This is a genomic window from Pseudomonas sp. RT4P38 (assembly GCF_054897765.1).
In genome coordinates this window covers 3,736,105-3,755,389 of record NZ_CM142703.1, presented here as the reverse complement: position 1 = coordinate 3,755,389, position 19,285 = coordinate 3,736,105, and the positions used below count along the sequence as shown (strand labels likewise).

Sequence of the window (19,285 nt, the reverse complement as noted above, 5' to 3'; positions counted from 1 at the left end):
AGATGAATGTGCATCCCTGCGATATTGAAGTAGTGCCCTACTCAGATACGTCAATCCAGATCGTCTTGATCTCGGTGTACTGATCGTGCGCCCAGATCGATTTGTCGCGCCCGCCAAAGCCAGACTCTTTGTATCCGCCAAACGGTGTCGAGGCATCACCCTCACCGAAGCAATTGACTGTCACGATTCCTGCGCGTATTTCACGCGAGAGCTTGATAGCGTTACGCAAGTTGTCGGTGTAGACCGATGCCGCCAGGCCATACACCGAGTCATTGGCCAGGGCGATGGCTTCGTCGATGGTGGTGAACGTCGTAACGGCGAGCACCGGGCCAAAGATCTCTTCCTGGAACAGCTTGCTATCAACACCCACGCCATCTACGACAGTAGGCTCAACAAAAATATCGCTCTCGGTGTTGCCGCCAAAGACAACCCGCAGTTTCTCAACGCCAGCCTGTTCAAGGTAAGAACGGACTTTCTCGAAATGCGATTTGCTGACCATGGAGCCGATACGGTTTTCCGGATCCAGTGGGCTGCCCATTTTCCATTCCAGCATCTGGACGCCGATACGCTTCAGCAGTTCGTCCTTAACATCGGCATGGACGATCAAGCGCGAAGAGGCCGAGCAGTTTTCACCCATGTTCCAGAATGCGCCATTGACCACATGGCTCGCGACCGAATCCAGATCCTCTACATCATTCATCACAACAGCCGGGTTCTTGCCACCGCACTCCAGCACAATGCGTTTGAGATTCGAATCTGCCGCATAGTTCAGGAAGCGGCGACCGGTCGCTGTCGAGCCTGTGAAGCTGACCATGGAAACATCCATGTGCCGACCAAGCGGCTCACCTACTTCATTGCCACCGCCCGATAGCACGTTGAAGACACCAGCTGGTACACCAGCTTCAAATGCCAACTCGGCGACACGCAGGGCGGTCAACGTGGTTTCCTTGGCGGGTTTGACGATGATCGAGCAGCCTGCGGCCAGCGAAGGGCCTATCTTCCACGCCAACATCAGCAATGGAAAATTCCAAGGCAGAACCAGGCCCACAACACCGATGGCCTCTCGCACCACGAGGCTCAATGCGCCGGAACCGACCGGTGCGGTACTGTCGTAAATTTTGTCGATCAGCTCTGCATGCCAACGGATCATATGAATGGTTTCAGGAACGTCCGTGAGTTGGCATTCACGAACGGGTTTTCCGCTATCCAGGCTTTCCAGGACAGAAAGCTCGTGGGAGTTCTGCTCCAGCAGATCGGCAAAGCGCAGCAACACCTTCTTGCGTTCGCCGGGGCTCAGTTTATGCCAGCGACCATCTTCGAAGGCCTCCTTGGCTTTGGCCACTGCGAAGTCAACGTCTTGAGCGTTGCAGGCGGTAACTTCGGCCAGGACGTCATTGGTCGCCGGGTTCGTTGTCGTAAAAGTCTTACCCGACACCGATGTGTAAGACTCACCGTTGACGAACGACTGAGTCGGGAACTTCAGTTCCCGAGCGATGGTGGCATATTCTGCCGCGCTGAGAAGGCTAGTCATTTTGCGCTCCCGGTCACCTGGGCGACGTCACGTTTCAGAGTGGTGATGATGTCCTGCAAGGCCTGCTTTTCGTGTTCGTATAGAGGTTGCAGAGGCGAACGTACCCCGCCGGTGCGAAGTCCATTCAGTTCGCAGCCAACCTTGATCGACTGAACGAATTTCCCGCTTTCCAGGAAGTCCATCAGAGGCATGAAGGCACTCATGATCTTGCGACCTTTATCGAAGTCTTTTTCGATCACGCAGGCTTCATACAACGCCACGTGTTCGCGCGGGATGAAGTTGGAGCCGGCACACACCCAACTGCGGGCGCCCCAGGCAAAGAACTCCAGCGCTTGGTCATCCCAGCCGCAGGACAGGCTGATGTTCGGGTATTCCCGTGCCAGGCGGTGAACCTGCGCCATGTCGCCGGAGCTTTCCTTGATGGCGACGATGTTCTTGCTCTCGGCCACCGCAGCGAAATACTCCGGGCCCATGCTCACGCCCATGCGCGCAGGGTAGTTGTAGAGCATGATCGGCAGATCGGCGGCACGGTCGACAGTCAACGCGTGGATGGCGTTTTCTTTCTCGGTCGGCAGCGCGTAGGGCGGCGAACCCACCAGGATGGCATCGGCCTTGATGGCCCGGGCGGCCTTGGCATATTCGACCGAGTCTTCAGTGCGGATGGCGCCGGTGCCGATCACCAGAGGCAGGCGTGTGCCGATGACATCCTTGGCCTGGGTCGCCAGTTCGATGCGCTCTTGAGCCGTATGCGCGTAGTACTCGCCGGTGGAACCACCGATGATAATGCCATGCACTTTCGACTCGACCAGGTACTCCAGCACGTCGGCGAAAGCGGCCTTGTCGATTTCACCGCTCGCGGTCAAAGGAGTGATTGCCGGGGTATAAATGCCTTCGAATTTCATGATTGCCTCTCCATCACTAAGGGAATGTTATTCAACCTGGCGTCCACCGCCATTTATCAGGGACAACTCATTGCCTACGGCTCAGTTGCAACTTCTCAAGTGCTCAGCGCCGCTGCGTCGCGCAAATTCAACGAACGTGTTTCAGGTGCCATGGCCCAAGCCGCCATCAGGCCGATAAAGGTGACCACGGCAGCCACATACATCGTGTTGCCGATACCCAACGTCTGTAGCGAAACAGGTACCAGGTAAGTGCCAACCGCTGCTCCCACACGGGAAAGGGAAGTTCCAATGCCTACGGCAAATGCTCTTATCTCTGTAGGGAACAACTCGTTTGGATAAACAAGCTGCAGAACTTGTGCTCCACCGATAGATACCGCGTAGGCGCCGAACAGGAAGAGCACCAGCACTTCATTGCTGTGTGAAAAGGTCGCCAAGCCCAACAGAGCCAGACCCGACCATAGAAAGCTGTGAATAAGCATGCAGCGCCGGCCAATCGTGTTGATCAGCCTTGTCGCGAGCACACAACCGACCACAAACAGCATCGTGATGATCATGGAACCGTATGAGGCCCACTCCCCTTTCAAATTCAACGCCAGGAGAACCTTGGGGGCGAACCCATAGACTGCAAAAACAGGAATAATCGAGCATGACCAAAAGATGGAAACAAAGAACAAGCGTTTCCCATACCCTGAATGAAGCAAATCCAGGAAAGACGTTTTCTTCTGGTCTGGCTCCTCAGGGAGATCGCGAAGCGAATAGTGCTGACCGTACACATGCTTGATCACGCGTTCTGCGTCAGCCTCGCGCCCCTTGCTCAAGAGCCAGCGCGCGGACTCAGGGGTGCCTACACGTAGCAATAGCAGCAACAGCCCGATTACGGAGGCACTCGCCAGCGCATAACGCCAGGCGTCATCTCCTCCCACATTGAGGATTGAAGTACCAACAACGTAGGCAAATGCCGCACCGGCAAACCACAGGATGGTCAGTGCCGCGAGCCTGGGGCCGCGCTGTTTTTTCGGCAGGAACTCGACCAGTAATGACGTGGCCACCGGGTATTCAATGCCCACCGCCAGACCGATGATAAATCTGAGGGCGAACAAAACTGGCGCTGATTCAACCCAAAACTGTGCAAACGAGCAAATGATGAACAGCGTAGGCCCAACGAAATAAACCTTTTTGCGACCCAACCTGTCGGTCAACCAGCCACCGATGAAGCCGCCAAAAAACACTCCCATGAGTGCCGATGCGGCAATTATTCCTTGCCAGAACTCTGACAAGTTCAGTGCGGATGTTATTTGCATCATCGCTATACCGACAATGCTCAGTACATAACCGTCTACAAATGACCCGCCCCCGGAGCGGGCTGTCAGTAACCGGTGAAAATTATTGAGAGGCACATCCTCAATAGAGGTATTAGGACTTGTCATTATTGTCTCCCATTTCGCTTCGGTCATTCAGAGGGCTGAAGCGCAAACCCAAAATCCAGGCGAATCAATGCCGCCACGATAAGAAACCATAAGTCTTAATGGACTAGCCAATAAGCCAAGAACTTCTAACCAATTATTTAATGTGTAACTTGCCTGTCAGAGTGTTGCGTAATCAGCTTTCTTTTCCTGCCCGGCACTGTCCCCACAGCAAGTTCATATTCACGCCTGCTGAAAGTAAGGGTTCAGGTGGGTTTCTGTTAGGCCCCGGGGACTCCAACAGAAAATCGATAAGTGGATCGTTCTTACCCGCCAGCCAGTCGGCCAACAGGGTTCCTGTCACCGTGCCACGGGTTACACCCAATCCATTACAGCAGAGTGCACCATAGACGTTGTTGGCCAGCTGCCCGAAGTGCGCCATGTGGTTGCGCGACAACGCCAGCGACCCGCCCCAGGTGTATTCGAAATTGACATCGGGGAGCATGGGAAACCTGCGCGCAAACGAATCCTTGTGTCGTTGGCTAAACCGTTCCAGGTATTTTTGATGGCTACGTCCATCAGCATTGAAGCTGAAGCTGTTACGCACCAACAGCCGGTTGTCTGTTGTCCGGCGCAAGGTAGTGCCGAAAGGATCGGCAGGAATCACGCCCCAATAGGGTTTGCCGCCCAGACGTGCTTGCTCATCTTCCGTTAGCTGCCGGGTCAGGCTGCCGTAGGTGAAGATCGGCAGCATGCGCCCTTTTAGAAAACCGAAGCTCATGGCGAACGCGTTATTGGTCAGTAACAACTTGTCGGCAACAATACGACCGTTCTTATGGGTGAGGATGGTTTTGTCGCCATACTCCACTTCAGTAATCGGCGTGTTTTCATAAAGCGTCACATTGGCCGGCAGGCTGTCGGCCAGGCCCTTTACCAAGGCGGCCGGTTGGATGAGTGCCGTGCCCGGGGTGAACAGAGCTTTGCGATAGAAATGCGTGCCGATGTGATCCGGCAAGTCCTTCTCTTCGATCACTTCGTATGCTTGACCGAGCTTGTCCAGACCACGGCGATAAGCATCCAGAACCGAGATACCCCGGTCTTCGATGGCAGCTTGATACTTCCCGCACATGCGCAACTGGCAGTCGATTCCGTATCCTTCCACGAGATCCCTCAGAATGCTTTGACCTGTCAGGTTCAACGCCATGCTGATTTTTGCCGTCTTGATATCGCCGATATAGTCATCGGCACCGATATCGTGTGGCAGGTCGATGGCGAAGCCGGCATTTCTGCCGGAGGCCCCGTAACCGACCTCCTGGGCCTCGATCAGGACAACCTCGTCATCCGGAAAATTCAGCGCCAACTGGCGAGCTGCCGCAAGCCCGGTAAACCCGGCACCTAGCACGACCCAGCGGGCCGAACGGACGCCGGAGTGGGACGGACGGGCCACTCTCGGCTGGCTGAGGTGGAACCAGCCGCATGTAGAGTCATCTGCAGGTGTGTATCTGATTTTTGCCATTTTTCGCGACCTGGGCTCTTTTATATTTGTAGTTACTAAAAGCGTCCCTTCTGCACGTTCTCGTCACACGGTTCATGCAAGTGGCATCGGTACTGCTTTAGTAGGTAAGTGCTACATCCAATCCTTCCGGAGCGGCGTATTCGGACATACGACGTCGCGACAATTCCAGATGTGCGCGCACGATATCTCCCGCCAGAACCTGATCATGGTTTTCAATGGCACTGATCATGTCGTCATGCTGTTGCGCCGCCACTTCCAGGTCTTCTTGCATATCCACCGTCGTGGGATGGCGATAGAAGATCTTCCCCAACCGCGCATGGTCGATCAGCAAGCGTTGCAGGCTTGGCATCAAGTAAGCGTTGTGCGCCATCTTGCCGATCTGCAGATGGAACTCGTCGTTATAGAGCACGCGCTTCTCTACATCTTTCTCTTCGATGGCCGTGCGGAAGAACGCCTGAATGCGTTTCAGCTCTGCAATCTCCGATGGCGTTGCATGGGCAGCCGCCAATTGGGTGGTGGCGATGTAAATCAACGGTGCTGCCAGGAAAAAGCTTCTGAGCGACTGGTAGCTCATCGACGAAACGCGGGCGGCGCGATTCGCTTCAAGATCGATGTATCCCTCGGCCGCCATCTGCCGCATAAGCTCGCGCACAGGTGGACGGGAAAGGCCAAACTCGTCGCACAAGGCCAGTTCGTCAACGACTGCACCAGGTGCCAGCTCCATGCTCAGGATCCGGCGGCGCAACGCCTCTCCCAGCACAGCTTTACGGTCAACGGGCAGATCCGCGATGGCCTGCAGATCGAGTTCTTTGGTAGCCATTTATTAGAAACCTTTGTACGGGTGAGTGAACGCTGTCTACTACCTGTATTCTCACTATAAAACAACATTATTCTTTGTGTCTACAATTAAAATACACAATCAAAACAACCTTTATTTCGAAGCGACGGATGGTTCTGGCAGACGGATAACGAAGGCGTCAGAGCGCCGGATTTTGGCGAAAACAGGCGTCAGAGCCGCTTCGCTTGCGAGATCAGGGGGGTGATCGTCGTGACGCCGCCCTGGCATGTCCCTGAGTGTGTTGGCCTCACGAATGGCGGTTGTTCAATGAAGGCTTCTTTACTTGACCAGCCGGACTTCCTTCGACGGGCGATAGCCAAAGTATGAGCTGTAGCACTTGCTGAAATGGCTGGGCGAAACAAAGCCACAGGCAACCAGCACATCGACTTGCGAGAGCTCGGTATGCTGCAGGAGCCGACGCGCTTCAGTGATTCGCAACTCCAGGTAATAGCGTTGCGGCGTTGTGCCCAACTGCTCCCTGAACAGGCGCTCGAGTTGCCTGCGTGAACGACCGGCGTAGACCGCCAGTTGCTCCAGCTCCAGCGGCTCTTCGAGGTTGGCATCCATCAGCTTGACCACCTCCCGTAGCGGAGCACTCAAACAGATGTTTTCTGTCGGCTTAATGCGCCGGTAGCGAGACTCTTCAAAAGCAAGAATATCCTCGATGCCTTCGACCAGCGCCTTATCGTGCAGCCCCTCGATCCAGTCCAGCGCCATGTGGAATGCCCCGGAAGGACTGGAGGCTGTAAGCCGATCTCGGTCAATCACATAGGGCTCACTGCTGACCTGAGTTGCCTTGCAGAACTCGGCAAGTGCAGGACGGTGTTCTGGATGAATGGCACATCGGTAGCCCGTGAGTAACCCGGCGCGCCCCAAAAACCATGCGCCATTCCACAATCCAGCGAGTGTGATGCCTAGACCTGCGGCTGTTTTGAGTAAATGGTTGAACTCATCGGAAGCCCTAAGCTCTGTTCTGTAACCACCACAAACCACCAGCAGATCCAGGTCTTGAAGTACTGAACAATTGATATGGGTATCTGGCCGGATAACCAGGCCCAGATCACTGACGACCTCCCCATCGTTCAGGCCGAACGTCTTGGAGGAGAATAGCTTGGGACGCAGGAGATTCGCGGTGACAATCGTATCCAGCGCTTGGGTGAACGCGGGTAACGAGAAATGCTCGAGCAGCAAGAATCCTGCTCTAACCATTTGCGCCGACTGGTTGGGGTTGTCATTCACATAGCGAAGATTCTTCCCCTTCATGCCTCCGCTAAATTGGCGTCTCTCGATCAATCTTCAATCCACTCTTTTACGTTTGAGAATGCGTCATTTGTAGCGTTGCGAATTCCCAAAGCAAAACAAACAACGCCCCTCATCCTGACACCAAGCCGATCTGCTCAGGCAAGTTGAAAACCGTGGCGCAGGGGGTCTTTGTCGTCGACAAAGATCGTGTTGTGTCCGGTGATTTGTGCCCAGCCACCGATACTTGGCCTGATTCCGTCATACGCTCCCACTTTCACAGAGGCTTCGACTTTTCCTTCGAAGATCGTACCGATCAGGCTTTCGTTGCGGTATGTCTCCCCGATCTTCAACCTTCCTTTGCCAAACAGTTGCGCCATTCGTGCCGAAGTCCCTGTACCACCGGGAGAGCGATCAATCGCCTTGTCACCGTAAAATACTGCGCCGCGCCCGTCTGCTGCGGTCGAATGCTGCTCGTCACACCAGATGACATGGTGAACGCCGCTGATTCTGCTGTTCTCTGGATGCACGGGGTCACTGAGGTCAGCCAGGGCCGTGCGCAACTTCTGACTCAGACTGACGATGTCTGCCGTCGTCAACCCGCTCAAGCCCGACCAGTTTTTCTGTGGTTCAACCACTGCGTAAAAATTGCCGCCGTAGGCAATGTCCACGATGAGCTCGCCAATGCCAGGCACATCCACCACCACATCGGCACTGTGTAGATAGCTGGCCACGTTGAACAGGCGGATGGAGTCAACATATTCACCGTTCATGGTGTAGTCGACATCCACGCGACCTGCCGGGGTCTCTATGGCCAGCCGGCCAGGTTCGCGAGGTGTGACCAGGCCTTCCTCAATGACAACCGTGGACAACCCGATAGTGCCAGCTCCGCACATAGGCAGACACCCACTGACCTCGATAAACAAGGCACCGAAGTCGCAATCCTCACGGGTGGAGGGATAGATGATCACGCCGGACATGATGTCGTGCCCACGCGGCTCGAACATCAATGCCGTGCGCACCCAGTCATGATCACGAACGAAGATCTCGCGTCGCTCGGCCATTGAAACGGAGGGCAACAGAGGCCCACCACCTGTCACTACCCGAACCGGGTTCCCGCACGCATGTGAGTCAACACAAAAAAAGCTACGTCTCATTCCGAAAATCTCTCAAACCAGTTTGCGTGGGGAATGACGCTGCAACGCTCCGCGTGACAGTCGATCCAGAAGCAGTGCCACAGCGACAATTGCCAGGCCTGCCCGAAGGCCTAATCCCATCTCCATCCTTGTGAGGCCACGGGTTACTTCAGCACCAAGGCCACCAGCCCCCACCAGACCTGCCAGAACCACCATCGCCAAAGAAAGAAGGATGCATTGGTTCAGCCCAACCAGCAGCGTCGGAGCGGCAGTCGGTAATTCGATCTTGAAAAGAATCGACCTCGGCGATGCACCGATAGCTTGCCCCAGTTCGAGGAACTCCTTGGGCAGTTGCTTGAAGGCCAGGGTTGTCAGCCTGAGCATCGGCGGGATGCCGTATACGATGGTCGCGATGATTGCCGGTACTCGACCAAGGCTGAACAGCATCACGGCGGGAATCAGATAAACCCAAGGTGGAACCGTCTGCATGATGTTGAGGATTGGCAAAAATGCGTCATCAACCTTTTTTACACGAGCGGCAAGAACACCGAGCGGAAAAGCGATTGCAACCGAGATCAGCACCGCAACAGAAACCAGCGCAATGGTCTGCATCGACGCAACCCAGAGCCCAGAGAACAAGCAAAATGCCAACATCAAGGCGGCAAACACCGCGACTCTCTTGTTAGCAAAAAAGAAAGCTAGCAACGCCACACCGCCGATCATGGCGTAAGGATGCGGCGCAAGCAGCGCGCTTTCAACTCCGCCAAGTACCGCTTCAATTACCTGGCTAATAAGCTTGAACAATCCATGCCAATTAGCGTTTAACCAATCGACTGCGGGCGCCAGGAACTCTCCTGGAGAAAAATGGATTTCTGCTGAAGTCATTGGGATTCTCCCATCCGAGAACGCGCAGCGCTCTGCGCTAATCGATCCAGAATCATGGTCAAAATCACGATGGCAATTGCCGCATTTATCGATTTGGCGATATCGAGTGTGCGAACGGCGCCGTAGATCGATTCACCAAGGCCACCGGAACCAACGATGCCTGCGATGACGACCATACCAAAAGCCATCATCAGGCTTTGGTTCACCCCTGCCATGATGCTTGGCATGGCGAACGGTAAACGGATCTTGAAGAACATCTGCAATCCGGTGACGCCGCTGGCCTCCCCTAGTTCGATAAACTCTTTGGGAGTCATTCGAATGCCAAGAGAGGTCAGACGCATGGCAGGTGGCACAGCAACGATAAAGGTCGCCAAAAGTGCTGTGGCCGTGCCATAGCCAAGCAGCGCAATAGCCGGAAGCAGATAGATATAAGGAGGCATGGTTTGAACCAAATCCAGGCACGGATCCACGACTCGATCAAACGACGGAGCGAGCCCTGCCAGCACGCCCAATGGTATAGCTACGACTAACGCGAGCACGGTGGCTGTCAGCACCAAGGCGAGAGTACTGACCGTTTCTGGCCACAATCCCATGACATCGCAGAACAATATCGCTAAACCTGTAAGAATCGCGAACCGCGCACCCACGGCGCGCCAGCCAATCAGGGCCATGGCAATTGCGATTACGTAATACGGGGGATAGGAGATACACCATTGCACGCCTTCAAAAATCCCCTTCAACACCTTATTAGCCGTGTCGAATACAAACTCGCCGTTATCCATAAGCCATTCCAGGCTCGAGTCGATGGCTGCGTCGAATTGATTAGAAAAGTCAGGAATGCTCATGTCGACGCCTCCAGAACTGTGCCTGCAGGTGAAGCCGCGAATTCGTTCGGAATGCCTTGAACGCCACGAAGCAAATCACGGGGTGTGATAATCCCGACTACCGTACCGTTATCCAGTACGGCGAGTGCATCGCGCTCGGACTTCATTGTCAATCCGATGAGCTCGTTGATATCAGCGTTGAGCGTGGTTTTTGGAAGCCGAGAGATGTCACAGCTTGGGTTTGCCACCTTAAATGGCTCGACGGGAGTCATGACTGAATGAGCCCTGACCAAATGCAACCTGGAAATGCCTGCCACAAACTCCGCGACGTAATCATCAGCCGGATTGAGAACAATCTCCTCGGCCGTTCCCACCTGAATGATCGCCCCATCTTTCATGATTGCGATCCGGTCACCTATTCGAATCGCTTCGTCCAGGTCGTGAGTAATAAATACAGCAGACTTGCCCAACTCTTTGGTCAGTTGGCGGAACTCATCCTGCAACTGCCTGCGAATCAAAGGGTCGAGTGCACTGAAAGGCTCATCCATCAGGATCACTTCCGGGTCTGCGGTTATCGCCCGAGCTAGACCTACACGCTGTTGCATGCCCCCCGACAACTCACTGGGGTATCTTGACACCCAATCGCTCAAGCCAACTTTGGCAAGGGCCTGCTCGGCGACCTTGTAGCGCGCGGCTTTACCCACACCCTGTACTTCCAACCCAAAAGCCGTGTTTTCCAAAACCGTACGGTTAGGCAGCAACGCAACGCTCTGAAAAACCATCCCGATGTGACGTGCTCTCACCTCACGCAGTTGTGCGGCATTCAATGACGAGAGCTCCTTGCCCTTGACTACGATCTTGCCGGCGCTAGGTGTGATGAGTTTGTTCAACAGCCTTATCAATGTAGATTTGCCACTGCCGGACAACCCCATGATGCAAAAAATCTCTCCTCGGCGAACCTGGAGACTGACGTCTGATACACCAACGACGCAGCCGTAGTTTTGCAGGATCTGAGTCTTGGTGAGCCCCTGCTGAACGACAGCATTCATCGCAGCAGGTGCGGCCTTCCCGAAGATTTTCCAGACTGACTGACAATCTATTAGCACTTCGTTTGTATCAATCTTGGGCGTTGTCATTTTTCGTACCCGTCGAACCAGTTTTCTGGCTTCTCTAATTAACTAAAGGGCGGCAGTGGCGATGTAGTTATTTATTATTTCTTTATATTTTCCCAGCGCTTAAGTAGCTCAGCGTGGTTGTCTGTCCATCCTTTGATGGCTTGTTCCATTGTTTTTCCGTCTTTCACCTCGCCGTTGATAGCAGTGATATCTGCAATCGGTACGTACACGCTCGCCATCACCTCACGGGCACGAGGGTATTCTTTGGAGAAATCCTTGTGCCCGATCCAGTAATAACCTTGTGGTGGAGGGAAAATACCTTTTGGATCCTTGAGGAATTTCAAGTCATACTTTTGAGCCATCCATGACGGCTCCCACACAGTTACTGCTACCGGCTCTTTACGATCAACCGCCGACTTTAACGCCGCCGTCATAGCAGCAGTACTGCCTTCCAGCAATTTTAGTTTCAGCCCATACGCACCGACTGCATTGGTTGCATCGTTCATCAAACCGGAGCCTGGCTCAATGCCAATAATTTTGCCGCCCAGTTTTTCTGCGTTGTCATTAAGCTGATCGATAGAGTCAATATCTACGTACTTGGGAACAGCAATCCCTTGATACAATCCAAAAGAAACAGGGGAAAGTTTCTCTAGACGGTTCTTATTCTTGTTCCAATAGTCATTCGCAGCGTAGTCTGTTTGGGACGCAAGAACCTGGATGTCACCTTTCCCCAATGCGGCGTAGGCGATACCCCATTCGGAAAACTCAATAACCTTAACGGTATAACCAGAGTCTTCAAGTACCTTTTTGGTTATACCGGTAATAGGTGTCAAGTCTTCCCATGTCAGTGTACCCATCGTAATTATTTTTTCTTCCGCGTGAACGGGCAGCATTACCATGCCCATCATCGCGACCGCGCAAACTGCCTTCCAAATCTTCTTCATGGCGTTCCTCGATCTACGGTTAAACTTATTATATTAGCCTCTAAACAATAGAAGCGCGTGGTGCACAGCTGTAAGCTCACCATCTGTTCCCGTTGTTGTTGCCTATCAATCCATAACCGGACTGATGCTCAATGCCGTCGTTGCTTCGGCATGAACCTGTATCGACCCTTTTAGTAGAGGATCGGCATTACTTTAGAAGAAATGGCAGGTCGGCCTTCATCCCATGGGGAGCGATAAACATTTCCATGTTTTCTCGTGAGAGTTCCCAATGTTCGAAAACCAGATCAACTACAGCACTCTCGTCACGATTCTCAATTGCTTCTATAAAAGAATCGTGGTGCTCTGCGGAAAGCTGTAGCCGTTGCTCCGTATCTTCGTCACAAGGGCGGAAAAATGTGTGGCCAATACGCGCGTGATCAATCAACAGTCTTTCGAGGCTAGGCTCAAGGTACTGATTACCTGACATTTCGCCCATGATCGCGTGGAACCGATTGTTTTCAACGACCATCATCAGGGCATCACGCGATACCGTAGCGGCGCGGAAGCGGCGTTGAGTTTCCTTCAGGTCAACCAACTGATGAGCTTTGAAATTTTGAACCGCAAGTCGACCAATCGCGGCGTACACCATCGGGGCAACAAGGAAAAAGTTCCGTAGCGTTGAGTGGTTCATTGGAATCACTCGGGCACCCCGGTTTTCCCTGATATCGATGTATCCCTCACCAGCAAGACGTCGAAATACTTCTCGTACTGGGGTTCGTGAAAGCCCGTACCGCTCGCTGATAGCAACCTCATCCAGTGCCTCGTCAGGATTCAGTTCCATCGTGAGGATCTGACGCTTGAGGTCGTCATATAGACTGCTCTTGCCGTTTTTCAAAATGACCTCCCGAGGCAACCAGATCAGCGGTACGGCTTGTTGTTGAATTGAGATTCGCACGGGTTTGGTGTGTCGTCAATGCTTTGTATTATTTATGTATACAGAGAAAATACTGTGAAAATTCACATACAAAATCAATTTATTACTTTTAAATCATGCAGTTAGCATTTTTATTCGAATCTAGGTGGTCGTTAACAGAAATGTAACCTGTCGCAAATTGAACGCCCCCTACCCTTGAAAATACGGTGTTTCACCGAATCGGATGTCTACAGGCGCCATTCAAAAGACCGCAAACGACATGCTGTAGCCACGACAGAAACGGTAATGTTCGAGACTCCCGATTCGTGTCAGTGAGCAGCAACTGGGGCGTCTGCTAAATGGCACTGACGCGGCAAGAAATCCGAGATCGTCGGCCTACTTCCAGCGAACCCCTTCCGGTCGGGCTGGTCTTCTCCTGTATCAGCTCTCAGGCAGCAACACAGGACTATTCACTGCCATCGACCTCTTTTATCGAAGCGAGGAGGTCGTCGTGGAGCGTTTATCCAGGCGTAAAATCCGAGAGGTACTACGTCTAAAGTTCGCCGCCGGCCTGTCCGTGCGCAAGATCGCCACCAGCTTATCCATTGGCTATTCGAGTGCGGGCGACTAGTTTTACCGGTTCGCAGCCAGCGGGCCTCATTGGCCCATCGATATCTCTGATGCCGAGTTGAACCGACGCCTGTTTCCACCGGCAGCTCAGGCGCCGAGCGACCAACGCCCGATGCGTGACTCGGCATGGGCTCACACCGAGTTGCGCCGCCCCGGCGTGACTCTGGCTTTGCTCTAGCAGGAACATCGACTCAATCACCCACAAGGCTTCCAATACAGCTGGTTCTGCGAGCGCTAGGCGGGCTAACCCACGCTTGGAATAGCAAACAGCATGCCAGCGCCAATAATAATGTACTCCCGGTGTATCGAATCGAGGCCCCGTGATGAAACACGTCAGGTTGATTCGGCACGCGGAAAGCTCCACAAACGCAGGCCTATGGAGCCATCCGAATTCCGGATGAGGCCCTGTAGGAGCTCGAGCTGTACGGCAGTGATTCCCTGTACTTAATCGAAGAGTACATCGGCAACACTCGCTGCCTAGTGCTATCGAAGACGGCCCAGATAGCGGATCGAATAGATGAACTCACTGAAGCTTGGAATAGCGAACAGCACGCCAGCGCCAATAAAAAATAAGGCTCTCCCTCTGTATAAAGTCGAGCCCTTGCGATGAAATATGTCGGTTGATTCGGCTGCTCCAGGCAATACAGACTAGAATTTGAAGCGTCCGACCAAGCCCTTTAGTTGACCGGAAATGTCTGTCAGACGGCCCGATCCGGTCTGTGCCGAGTGCGCAAACTCCTCTACAAGCTGTGCATCAGCATGGATCTGCGCAATGTGCCGGTTAATGTCTTCGGCCACCTGATGCTGTTCCTCTGCCGCAGTTGCGATCTGAGTATTCTGGTCACGAATCAAGTCCACTGAGCTGCGGATTTTGTCAAAACTGTCGCGAGCCTGCTGGATGCGTTCAACACTGGTTTGTGACATCTGCAGGCTGCGCTGCATCTGCTGGGTCACTTCCTGGGTGCGCCGCGCAAGGTTGCCGAGTAGGCTGTCGATTTCGCCAGTGGAATCGGCCGTACGTCGTGCCAGAGCCCGCACCTCGTCGGCTACTACGGCAAAGCCACGGCCCTGATCGCCGGCGCGCGCCGCTTCGATGGCTGCGTTGAGGGCCAACAGGTTGGTCTGTTCGGCGATCGATCGAATGGTATCGAGAATGGTGTTGATGTTTTTGCTGTCCTGTTCAAGCATCTGCATGGTCTGGGTTGATTGCTGCAAGTCTTCGCTCAGTTGAAGGACGCTACCTGTGGCCTCACCTATATGATGCTGCCCGTCGTGGACGTCGCGATAGCCAGTGTCCGCACTGAAGGCGGCCTGGCTGCAGGAGCGGGCTACTTCGTTGGAAGTTGCGACCATCTCGTTGAAGGCGGTGCTGACCAATTCCACCGCTTGGCGCTGCCGACCGGCGGCTTCGTTCATGTTCATGGCCACTTTACTGGTGTCGGCCGCCGTATTTTGCAGGTCGGAAGAAGCGCTGCCGATTCGCTGCACCATCTGAGCAATCATACCCAGGAACTGATTGAACCAGCTCGCCAGGGTGGCTGTTTCGTCCTTGCCCTGTACGGAGAGTTTTCGGGTGAGGTCGCCTTCCCCTTCGGCGATTTCCTTCAGGCCATCGGCAACGCCGCGAATCGGTCGCACGATCACGCTGGCGAAACTCGCGCCCACGATCGCAAAAGCGACAGCCAGCGCGGTAGCAATGACTGCGATCATCCAAATCAGGCTTGAGGCGCTAGCCATCACCTCGTCGCGTTTGATCAGGCCGATGAAGCGCCAGCCGAGGGTTTCGGAACTGACCACATTGACCATGTAGGGAACGCCATCAATCTCAATCCGAGTCACGCCGTCGCCGCTCTTGGCGAGTTCGGCATAGTTTGGGCCCAGGTCAGCCAGAGACTTGAAATTGTGCTTGGCATCGCTCGCATCCACGAGAACGTTGCCGTTGGCTTCGACCAGCATGAGGTAGCCGCTATCGCCCAGCTTGATGTTTTTGACCAGTTCGGTCAGTTGTTTGAGCGACACGTCGAGGCCGACTACGCCCACTAGGTTGCCGTTGGCGTCGGCAACGGTGCGTACGGTGCAGATCAGCGATACATCATCAGGCGCCCAGTAATAAGCGTCTGTGCGGACGGTAGTGCCCGGCGCAGCCATGGCGGTCTTGTACCATGGGCGCACGCGGGGGTCGTAATTGGACATTTTAGGATCATTAGGCCAGCTAGCGTAGCCGCCGTCGTTCAGCGCTACGGAAAGATAGGCTGTGGTCGGATGGCTCTTGGCGAATCCGTCGAAAATCTCCAGAAGCTGTTGGTTGATTTCAGGAAGAGGAGTTTGTGCAGCGTCGGCCCCGGAGTAAATTTTTAAGCCCTTTGCGCTGATAATCCGCGGGTCATTGGCGAAATATTCGACATTCTGGCTGATGCCATTAAAGAACTGCTTCATACCGTTGTCGATCTGACGGATTTCACGGCTACTGCTATCAAGGAAACTGGTTTGTGCCGCGTCGCGCAGGTTCAAAACGACGAGCACCGCCACCAGGATAACCGGGAGGCAGGCGATGGCCGCGAACGCCCATGTCAGCTTCTGCTTGATACTCATGACTTCTCCTGCGGATATTTTTATAGGTGTTGAAACGACGGAAGCAGCACAGGTGCGCTTTGCGAAGTTCTGGGAGGGAAAAGCATCCATGCCTAGGTGGTACGCATCATGTAAGTTGCGACGGAATCCCTGATTGGTTCGATTTTAGTGAGGCATAGGGCGTCGCACGACGACGGCCGAGGGTGTGGACGCTAATTCAACAACCTCCTCCCTTTCTGCTTCTCCAGCGCGCATCAGGTTTAACAGTAAGGCGTCTTGGAAGATCTCACGCTGAGCGCCGCTACCACCGTTACGCACTACCTCATGAGCAATGGGTTAGAGATGCGGGAACAGTCTATGTAACGCCCTTCTGCTAACGCCTGTATTGCATAGCAAAGCGCGGGCACAAGAAGCCCCGCTTGCAGACTTTCTTGACTTACCAAGCTGGCCAGCGATGCAGCTCTACGCTCAAGAGTTGGTAAGTCAGCAGTGGCCGCTGCCATGAAAACGATGTGGAAATTAGCAAAGGCCAAGTCCGGTTGCTGGAAGTAACTGGATGCATACCGGCAGCGTCATCCCATATGCCGGCAGGGCACTTCCTGTCCATATGCATGCATGCTTCACAGGAAAGATGACGAGTCGCACAAGACTCTCCCGTAGTAAGCAGTACAGCTGGCTCAGACCTAACCACAGCAGTTGACGCAATCTCACAAGGGAGGCCGGCGCGATGCATGGCTCCGCTGGCGGTGGGTCGACCAAAGAATCAGCCGACACAACACGCCATCAGCAGCCAGCCAAAGCGACCCTTGCGATCAAATGCTTACTGCACAATCGCGAGGTTATGCTCTCGATGGGCCGGCAACTCGTGTGCGTTTACCATGGCTTCGGCGAGACGCCGGAAAGTGACAACCCCGAGCGGTTTACCGGATGCAGAAACGACCGTGACATCGCCCTCTGGCGCTAACGCGAGGGTACGCACAGCCTCCTCAACAGTGGTGCCTGCCATAATAGTGGCTCCATTCGCTGGTGCTCCTGAGCGCAACGGCAACATTACGGCCTCCACATTCAGCACCCGCCCACGGTTGACCTCTTTGACGAAATTCGCAATGTAGTCATCAGCCGGACGCAGCACAATATCGTGACTTGTTCCCTGCTGAATAACCTGTCCATCACGCAAAATGGCAATTTGATCCCCGAGGCGCAGGGCCTCATCAAGGTCGTGTGTGATGAAGACAATGGTTTTCTTAATCTCTTTTTGCAGATCCAGAAGCACGGCCTGCATGTCAGTGCGAATCAGCGGGTCAAGCGCGGAGTAGGCTTCGTCCATCAAAAGGACTGGTGCGTCATTGGCAAGCGCTCGCGCCAAACCAACCCGTTGCTGCATGCCACCCGACAGTTGATTTGGATATTTTTTCTCGAAGCCTTTGAGCCCCACTCGCTCGATCCAGCGCATCGCAATGTCGGTGCTCTTGGAGCGGGACATTTTTTGGATATCCAGCCCGTAGACGGTATTCTCAATGACGTTACGATGGGGAAGTAATGCAAACTTCTGAAAAACCATTGCTGTCTGCTGACGGCGAAAATCACGGAGTTCAGCTTGGCTCATTTTCACTACATCGACACCGTTAACCAGCACCTCCCCTGCGGTAGGATCGATCAACCGGTTGATGTGACGAATCAGCGTGGACTTGCCCGAGCCAGACAACCCCATGATCACCTGGATGCAGCCTGCCGGCATTTCCAGAGTGATGTCCTTCAGGCCAAGCACGTGGCCAAAACGCTCCATAAGCTCCATCTTCGACATGCCGTTTTTCACGGCATCGACATGATTAGCCGCATTCGGGCCGAAGATTTTGTATAGATTGCGGATCTTGATGCCGTCAAAATGTTGGTCAGCCATGTACCACCTCCAGGTGTTTCTGAAGTCTTTGCCCGTATGCCTGACTGACCCGGTCAAAGATGACGGCGATACCGACAATCGCAAGGCCGTTGAAAATTCCAAGTGTGAAGTACTGGTTGGCGATAGCTTTGAGTACTGGTTGGCCAAGGCCCTGCACCCCGATCATTGACGCGATGACGACCATGGCGAGCGCCATCATGATCGTCTGGTTGATGCCCGCCATGATGGTCGGTAATGCCAAAGGCAATTGAACGTTCTTTAGCTTTTGCCAGCTGGAAGAGCCGAAAGCGTCGGCGGCTTCGAGAACATCTTTGTCAACCAGGCGAATACCAAGGTTGGCCATGCGGATCATCGGGGGAATCGCGTAGATAACCACTGCGATCAGCCCTGGAACTCTGCCGATGCCCAGCAACATGACAACGGGAATCAAGTATACGAAGCTTGGCATCGTCTGCATGACATCCAGGATAGGATTGACTAGCCTCTGAAGGCGGTCAGAGCGCGCCATCAGAATGCCGATCGGCAAACCAATCGCGATGGACAGCACCGTACAGACAAAGATCATGGATATGGTGCGCATTGAATCGTCCCACATACCGAAGTATCCGATGGCCATCAGCGCCATGAGTGCACCCAGTACGATCTTGATGCTTCGGCTGGCGCCCCAGGCGATGGCCAGAATGATCAAGACGATAATCGGCCAAGGCGTCTGGGTCATGAACTTCTCGGAGATGAGGAGGAACTTCTGCAGGGGAGAAAAGAACCCCTCGATGCCCTCGCCGTAGCTGCGGGTAAACGATCGAAATCCCTCGTCGATAACTTGTTTGAGCCCGCGCAGGGAGTCTTCGTCCATTTGAGGAAATTGTTGAAACCAGCTCATATGCTCACCTTTTTCATAAATGCCAGGCTCATTTTTTGTTTTCTACCTGGTGGACTCGGCGTCCAGAAACGCCGAGCCG

Annotated in this window: 15 protein-coding genes and 3 pseudogenes; 2 read left to right on the top strand and 16 right to left on the bottom strand. The window is 54.0% G+C overall.

The window, feature by feature from the left end:
• Positions 1-37 precede the first annotated feature (37 nt).
• From ACYZT7_RS17340 to ACYZT7_RS17285, 12 genes are all read right to left on the bottom strand, one after another.
• Positions 38-1,531 (bottom strand): aldehyde dehydrogenase, encoded by a 1,494-nt coding sequence (locus ACYZT7_RS17340; RefSeq protein ID WP_462037524.1) that lies wholly within the window; start codon positions 1,529-1,531, stop codon positions 38-40.
• Positions 1,528-2,433, bottom strand: a complete 906-nt coding sequence (locus ACYZT7_RS17335; protein WP_461959793.1) for a dihydrodipicolinate synthase family protein — start codon at positions 2,431-2,433, stop codon at positions 1,528-1,530. The genes ACYZT7_RS17340 and ACYZT7_RS17335 overlap by 4 nt, the downstream gene beginning before the upstream one ends.
• Before the next feature lie 95 nt (positions 2,434-2,528).
• Positions 2,529-3,860: an MFS transporter gene (locus tag ACYZT7_RS17330; protein WP_462037523.1), complete on the bottom strand. Its 1,332-nt coding sequence runs from the start codon at positions 3,858-3,860 to the stop codon at positions 2,529-2,531.
• A gap of 172 nt (positions 3,861-4,032) precedes the next feature.
• Positions 4,033-5,352: an NAD(P)/FAD-dependent oxidoreductase gene (locus ACYZT7_RS17325; protein ID WP_461959791.1), complete on the bottom strand. Its 1,320-nt coding sequence runs from the start codon at positions 5,350-5,352 to the stop codon at positions 4,033-4,035.
• A 97-nt stretch (positions 5,353-5,449) separates the two neighbouring features.
• A complete protein-coding gene (locus ACYZT7_RS17320; RefSeq protein ID WP_461959790.1) occupies positions 5,450-6,172 on the bottom strand; it encodes a GntR family transcriptional regulator in 723 nt (240 codons plus the stop codon).
• A 297-nt stretch (positions 6,173-6,469) separates the two neighbouring features.
• On the bottom strand, positions 6,470-7,453 hold the full coding sequence (locus ACYZT7_RS17315) for a GlxA family transcriptional regulator (RefSeq protein ID WP_462041815.1): 984 nt from the start codon (positions 7,451-7,453) through the stop codon (positions 6,470-6,472).
• A gap of 134 nt (positions 7,454-7,587) precedes the next feature.
• Positions 7,588-8,586: a 4-hydroxyproline epimerase gene (locus tag ACYZT7_RS17310; protein ID WP_462037522.1), complete on the bottom strand. Its 999-nt coding sequence runs from the start codon at positions 8,584-8,586 to the stop codon at positions 7,588-7,590.
• 12 nt (positions 8,587-8,598) lie between these two features.
• Positions 8,599-9,450 carry an ABC transporter permease gene (locus tag ACYZT7_RS17305; RefSeq protein WP_462037521.1) on the bottom strand — a complete coding sequence of 284 codons (852 nt, stop codon included), beginning with the start codon at positions 9,448-9,450 and terminating at the stop codon, positions 8,599-8,601.
• Positions 9,447-10,295, bottom strand: a complete 849-nt coding sequence (locus ACYZT7_RS17300) for an ABC transporter permease (RefSeq protein ID WP_461959787.1) — start codon at positions 10,293-10,295, stop codon at positions 9,447-9,449. The genes ACYZT7_RS17305 and ACYZT7_RS17300 overlap by 4 nt, the downstream gene beginning before the upstream one ends.
• Positions 10,292-11,410: a quaternary amine ABC transporter ATP-binding protein gene (locus ACYZT7_RS17295; protein WP_462037520.1), complete on the bottom strand. Its 1,119-nt coding sequence runs from the start codon at positions 11,408-11,410 to the stop codon at positions 10,292-10,294. The genes ACYZT7_RS17300 and ACYZT7_RS17295 overlap by 4 nt, the downstream gene beginning before the upstream one ends.
• A gap of 74 nt (positions 11,411-11,484) precedes the next feature.
• A complete protein-coding gene (locus ACYZT7_RS17290) occupies positions 11,485-12,333 on the bottom strand; it encodes a glycine betaine ABC transporter substrate-binding protein (RefSeq protein WP_461959785.1) in 849 nt (282 codons plus the stop codon).
• 187 nt (positions 12,334-12,520) lie between these two features.
• Positions 12,521-13,207, bottom strand: a complete 687-nt coding sequence (locus tag ACYZT7_RS17285) for a GntR family transcriptional regulator (protein WP_461959784.1) — start codon at positions 13,205-13,207, stop codon at positions 12,521-12,523.
• A gap of 529 nt (positions 13,208-13,736) precedes the next feature.
• Between ACYZT7_RS17285 and ACYZT7_RS17280 the strand changes: the two are divergent.
• A pseudogene (locus ACYZT7_RS17280) lies at positions 13,737-14,030 on the top strand (IS21 family transposase); the annotation flags it as partial.
• A gap of 209 nt (positions 14,031-14,239) precedes the next feature.
• Positions 14,240-14,428 (top strand): annotated as a pseudogene (locus ACYZT7_RS17275) (AbrB/MazE/SpoVT family DNA-binding domain-containing protein).
• Positions 14,429-14,503: 75 nt separating this feature from the next.
• Here ACYZT7_RS17275 and ACYZT7_RS17270 read toward each other — a convergent pair.
• The 4 genes and pseudogenes from ACYZT7_RS17270 to ACYZT7_RS17255 form a co-directional block, all read right to left on the bottom strand.
• The gene (locus ACYZT7_RS17270; RefSeq protein WP_462041814.1) at positions 14,504-15,271 is read right to left on the bottom strand and encodes a methyl-accepting chemotaxis protein; all 768 of its coding nucleotides are present in this window, start codon (positions 15,269-15,271) and stop codon (positions 14,504-14,506) included.
• A 93-nt stretch (positions 15,272-15,364) separates the two neighbouring features.
• Positions 15,365-16,447: pseudogene (locus ACYZT7_RS17265) on the bottom strand (cache domain-containing protein); the annotation flags it as partial.
• Between the two features lie 799 nt (positions 16,448-17,246).
• Positions 17,247-18,326: a quaternary amine ABC transporter ATP-binding protein gene (locus ACYZT7_RS17260; RefSeq protein WP_461959783.1), complete on the bottom strand. Its 1,080-nt coding sequence runs from the start codon at positions 18,324-18,326 to the stop codon at positions 17,247-17,249.
• Positions 18,319-19,206: an ABC transporter permease gene (locus ACYZT7_RS17255; RefSeq protein WP_461959782.1), complete on the bottom strand. Its 888-nt coding sequence runs from the start codon at positions 19,204-19,206 to the stop codon at positions 18,319-18,321. The genes ACYZT7_RS17260 and ACYZT7_RS17255 overlap by 8 nt, the downstream gene beginning before the upstream one ends.
• Positions 19,207-19,285: the final 79 nt, after the last annotated feature.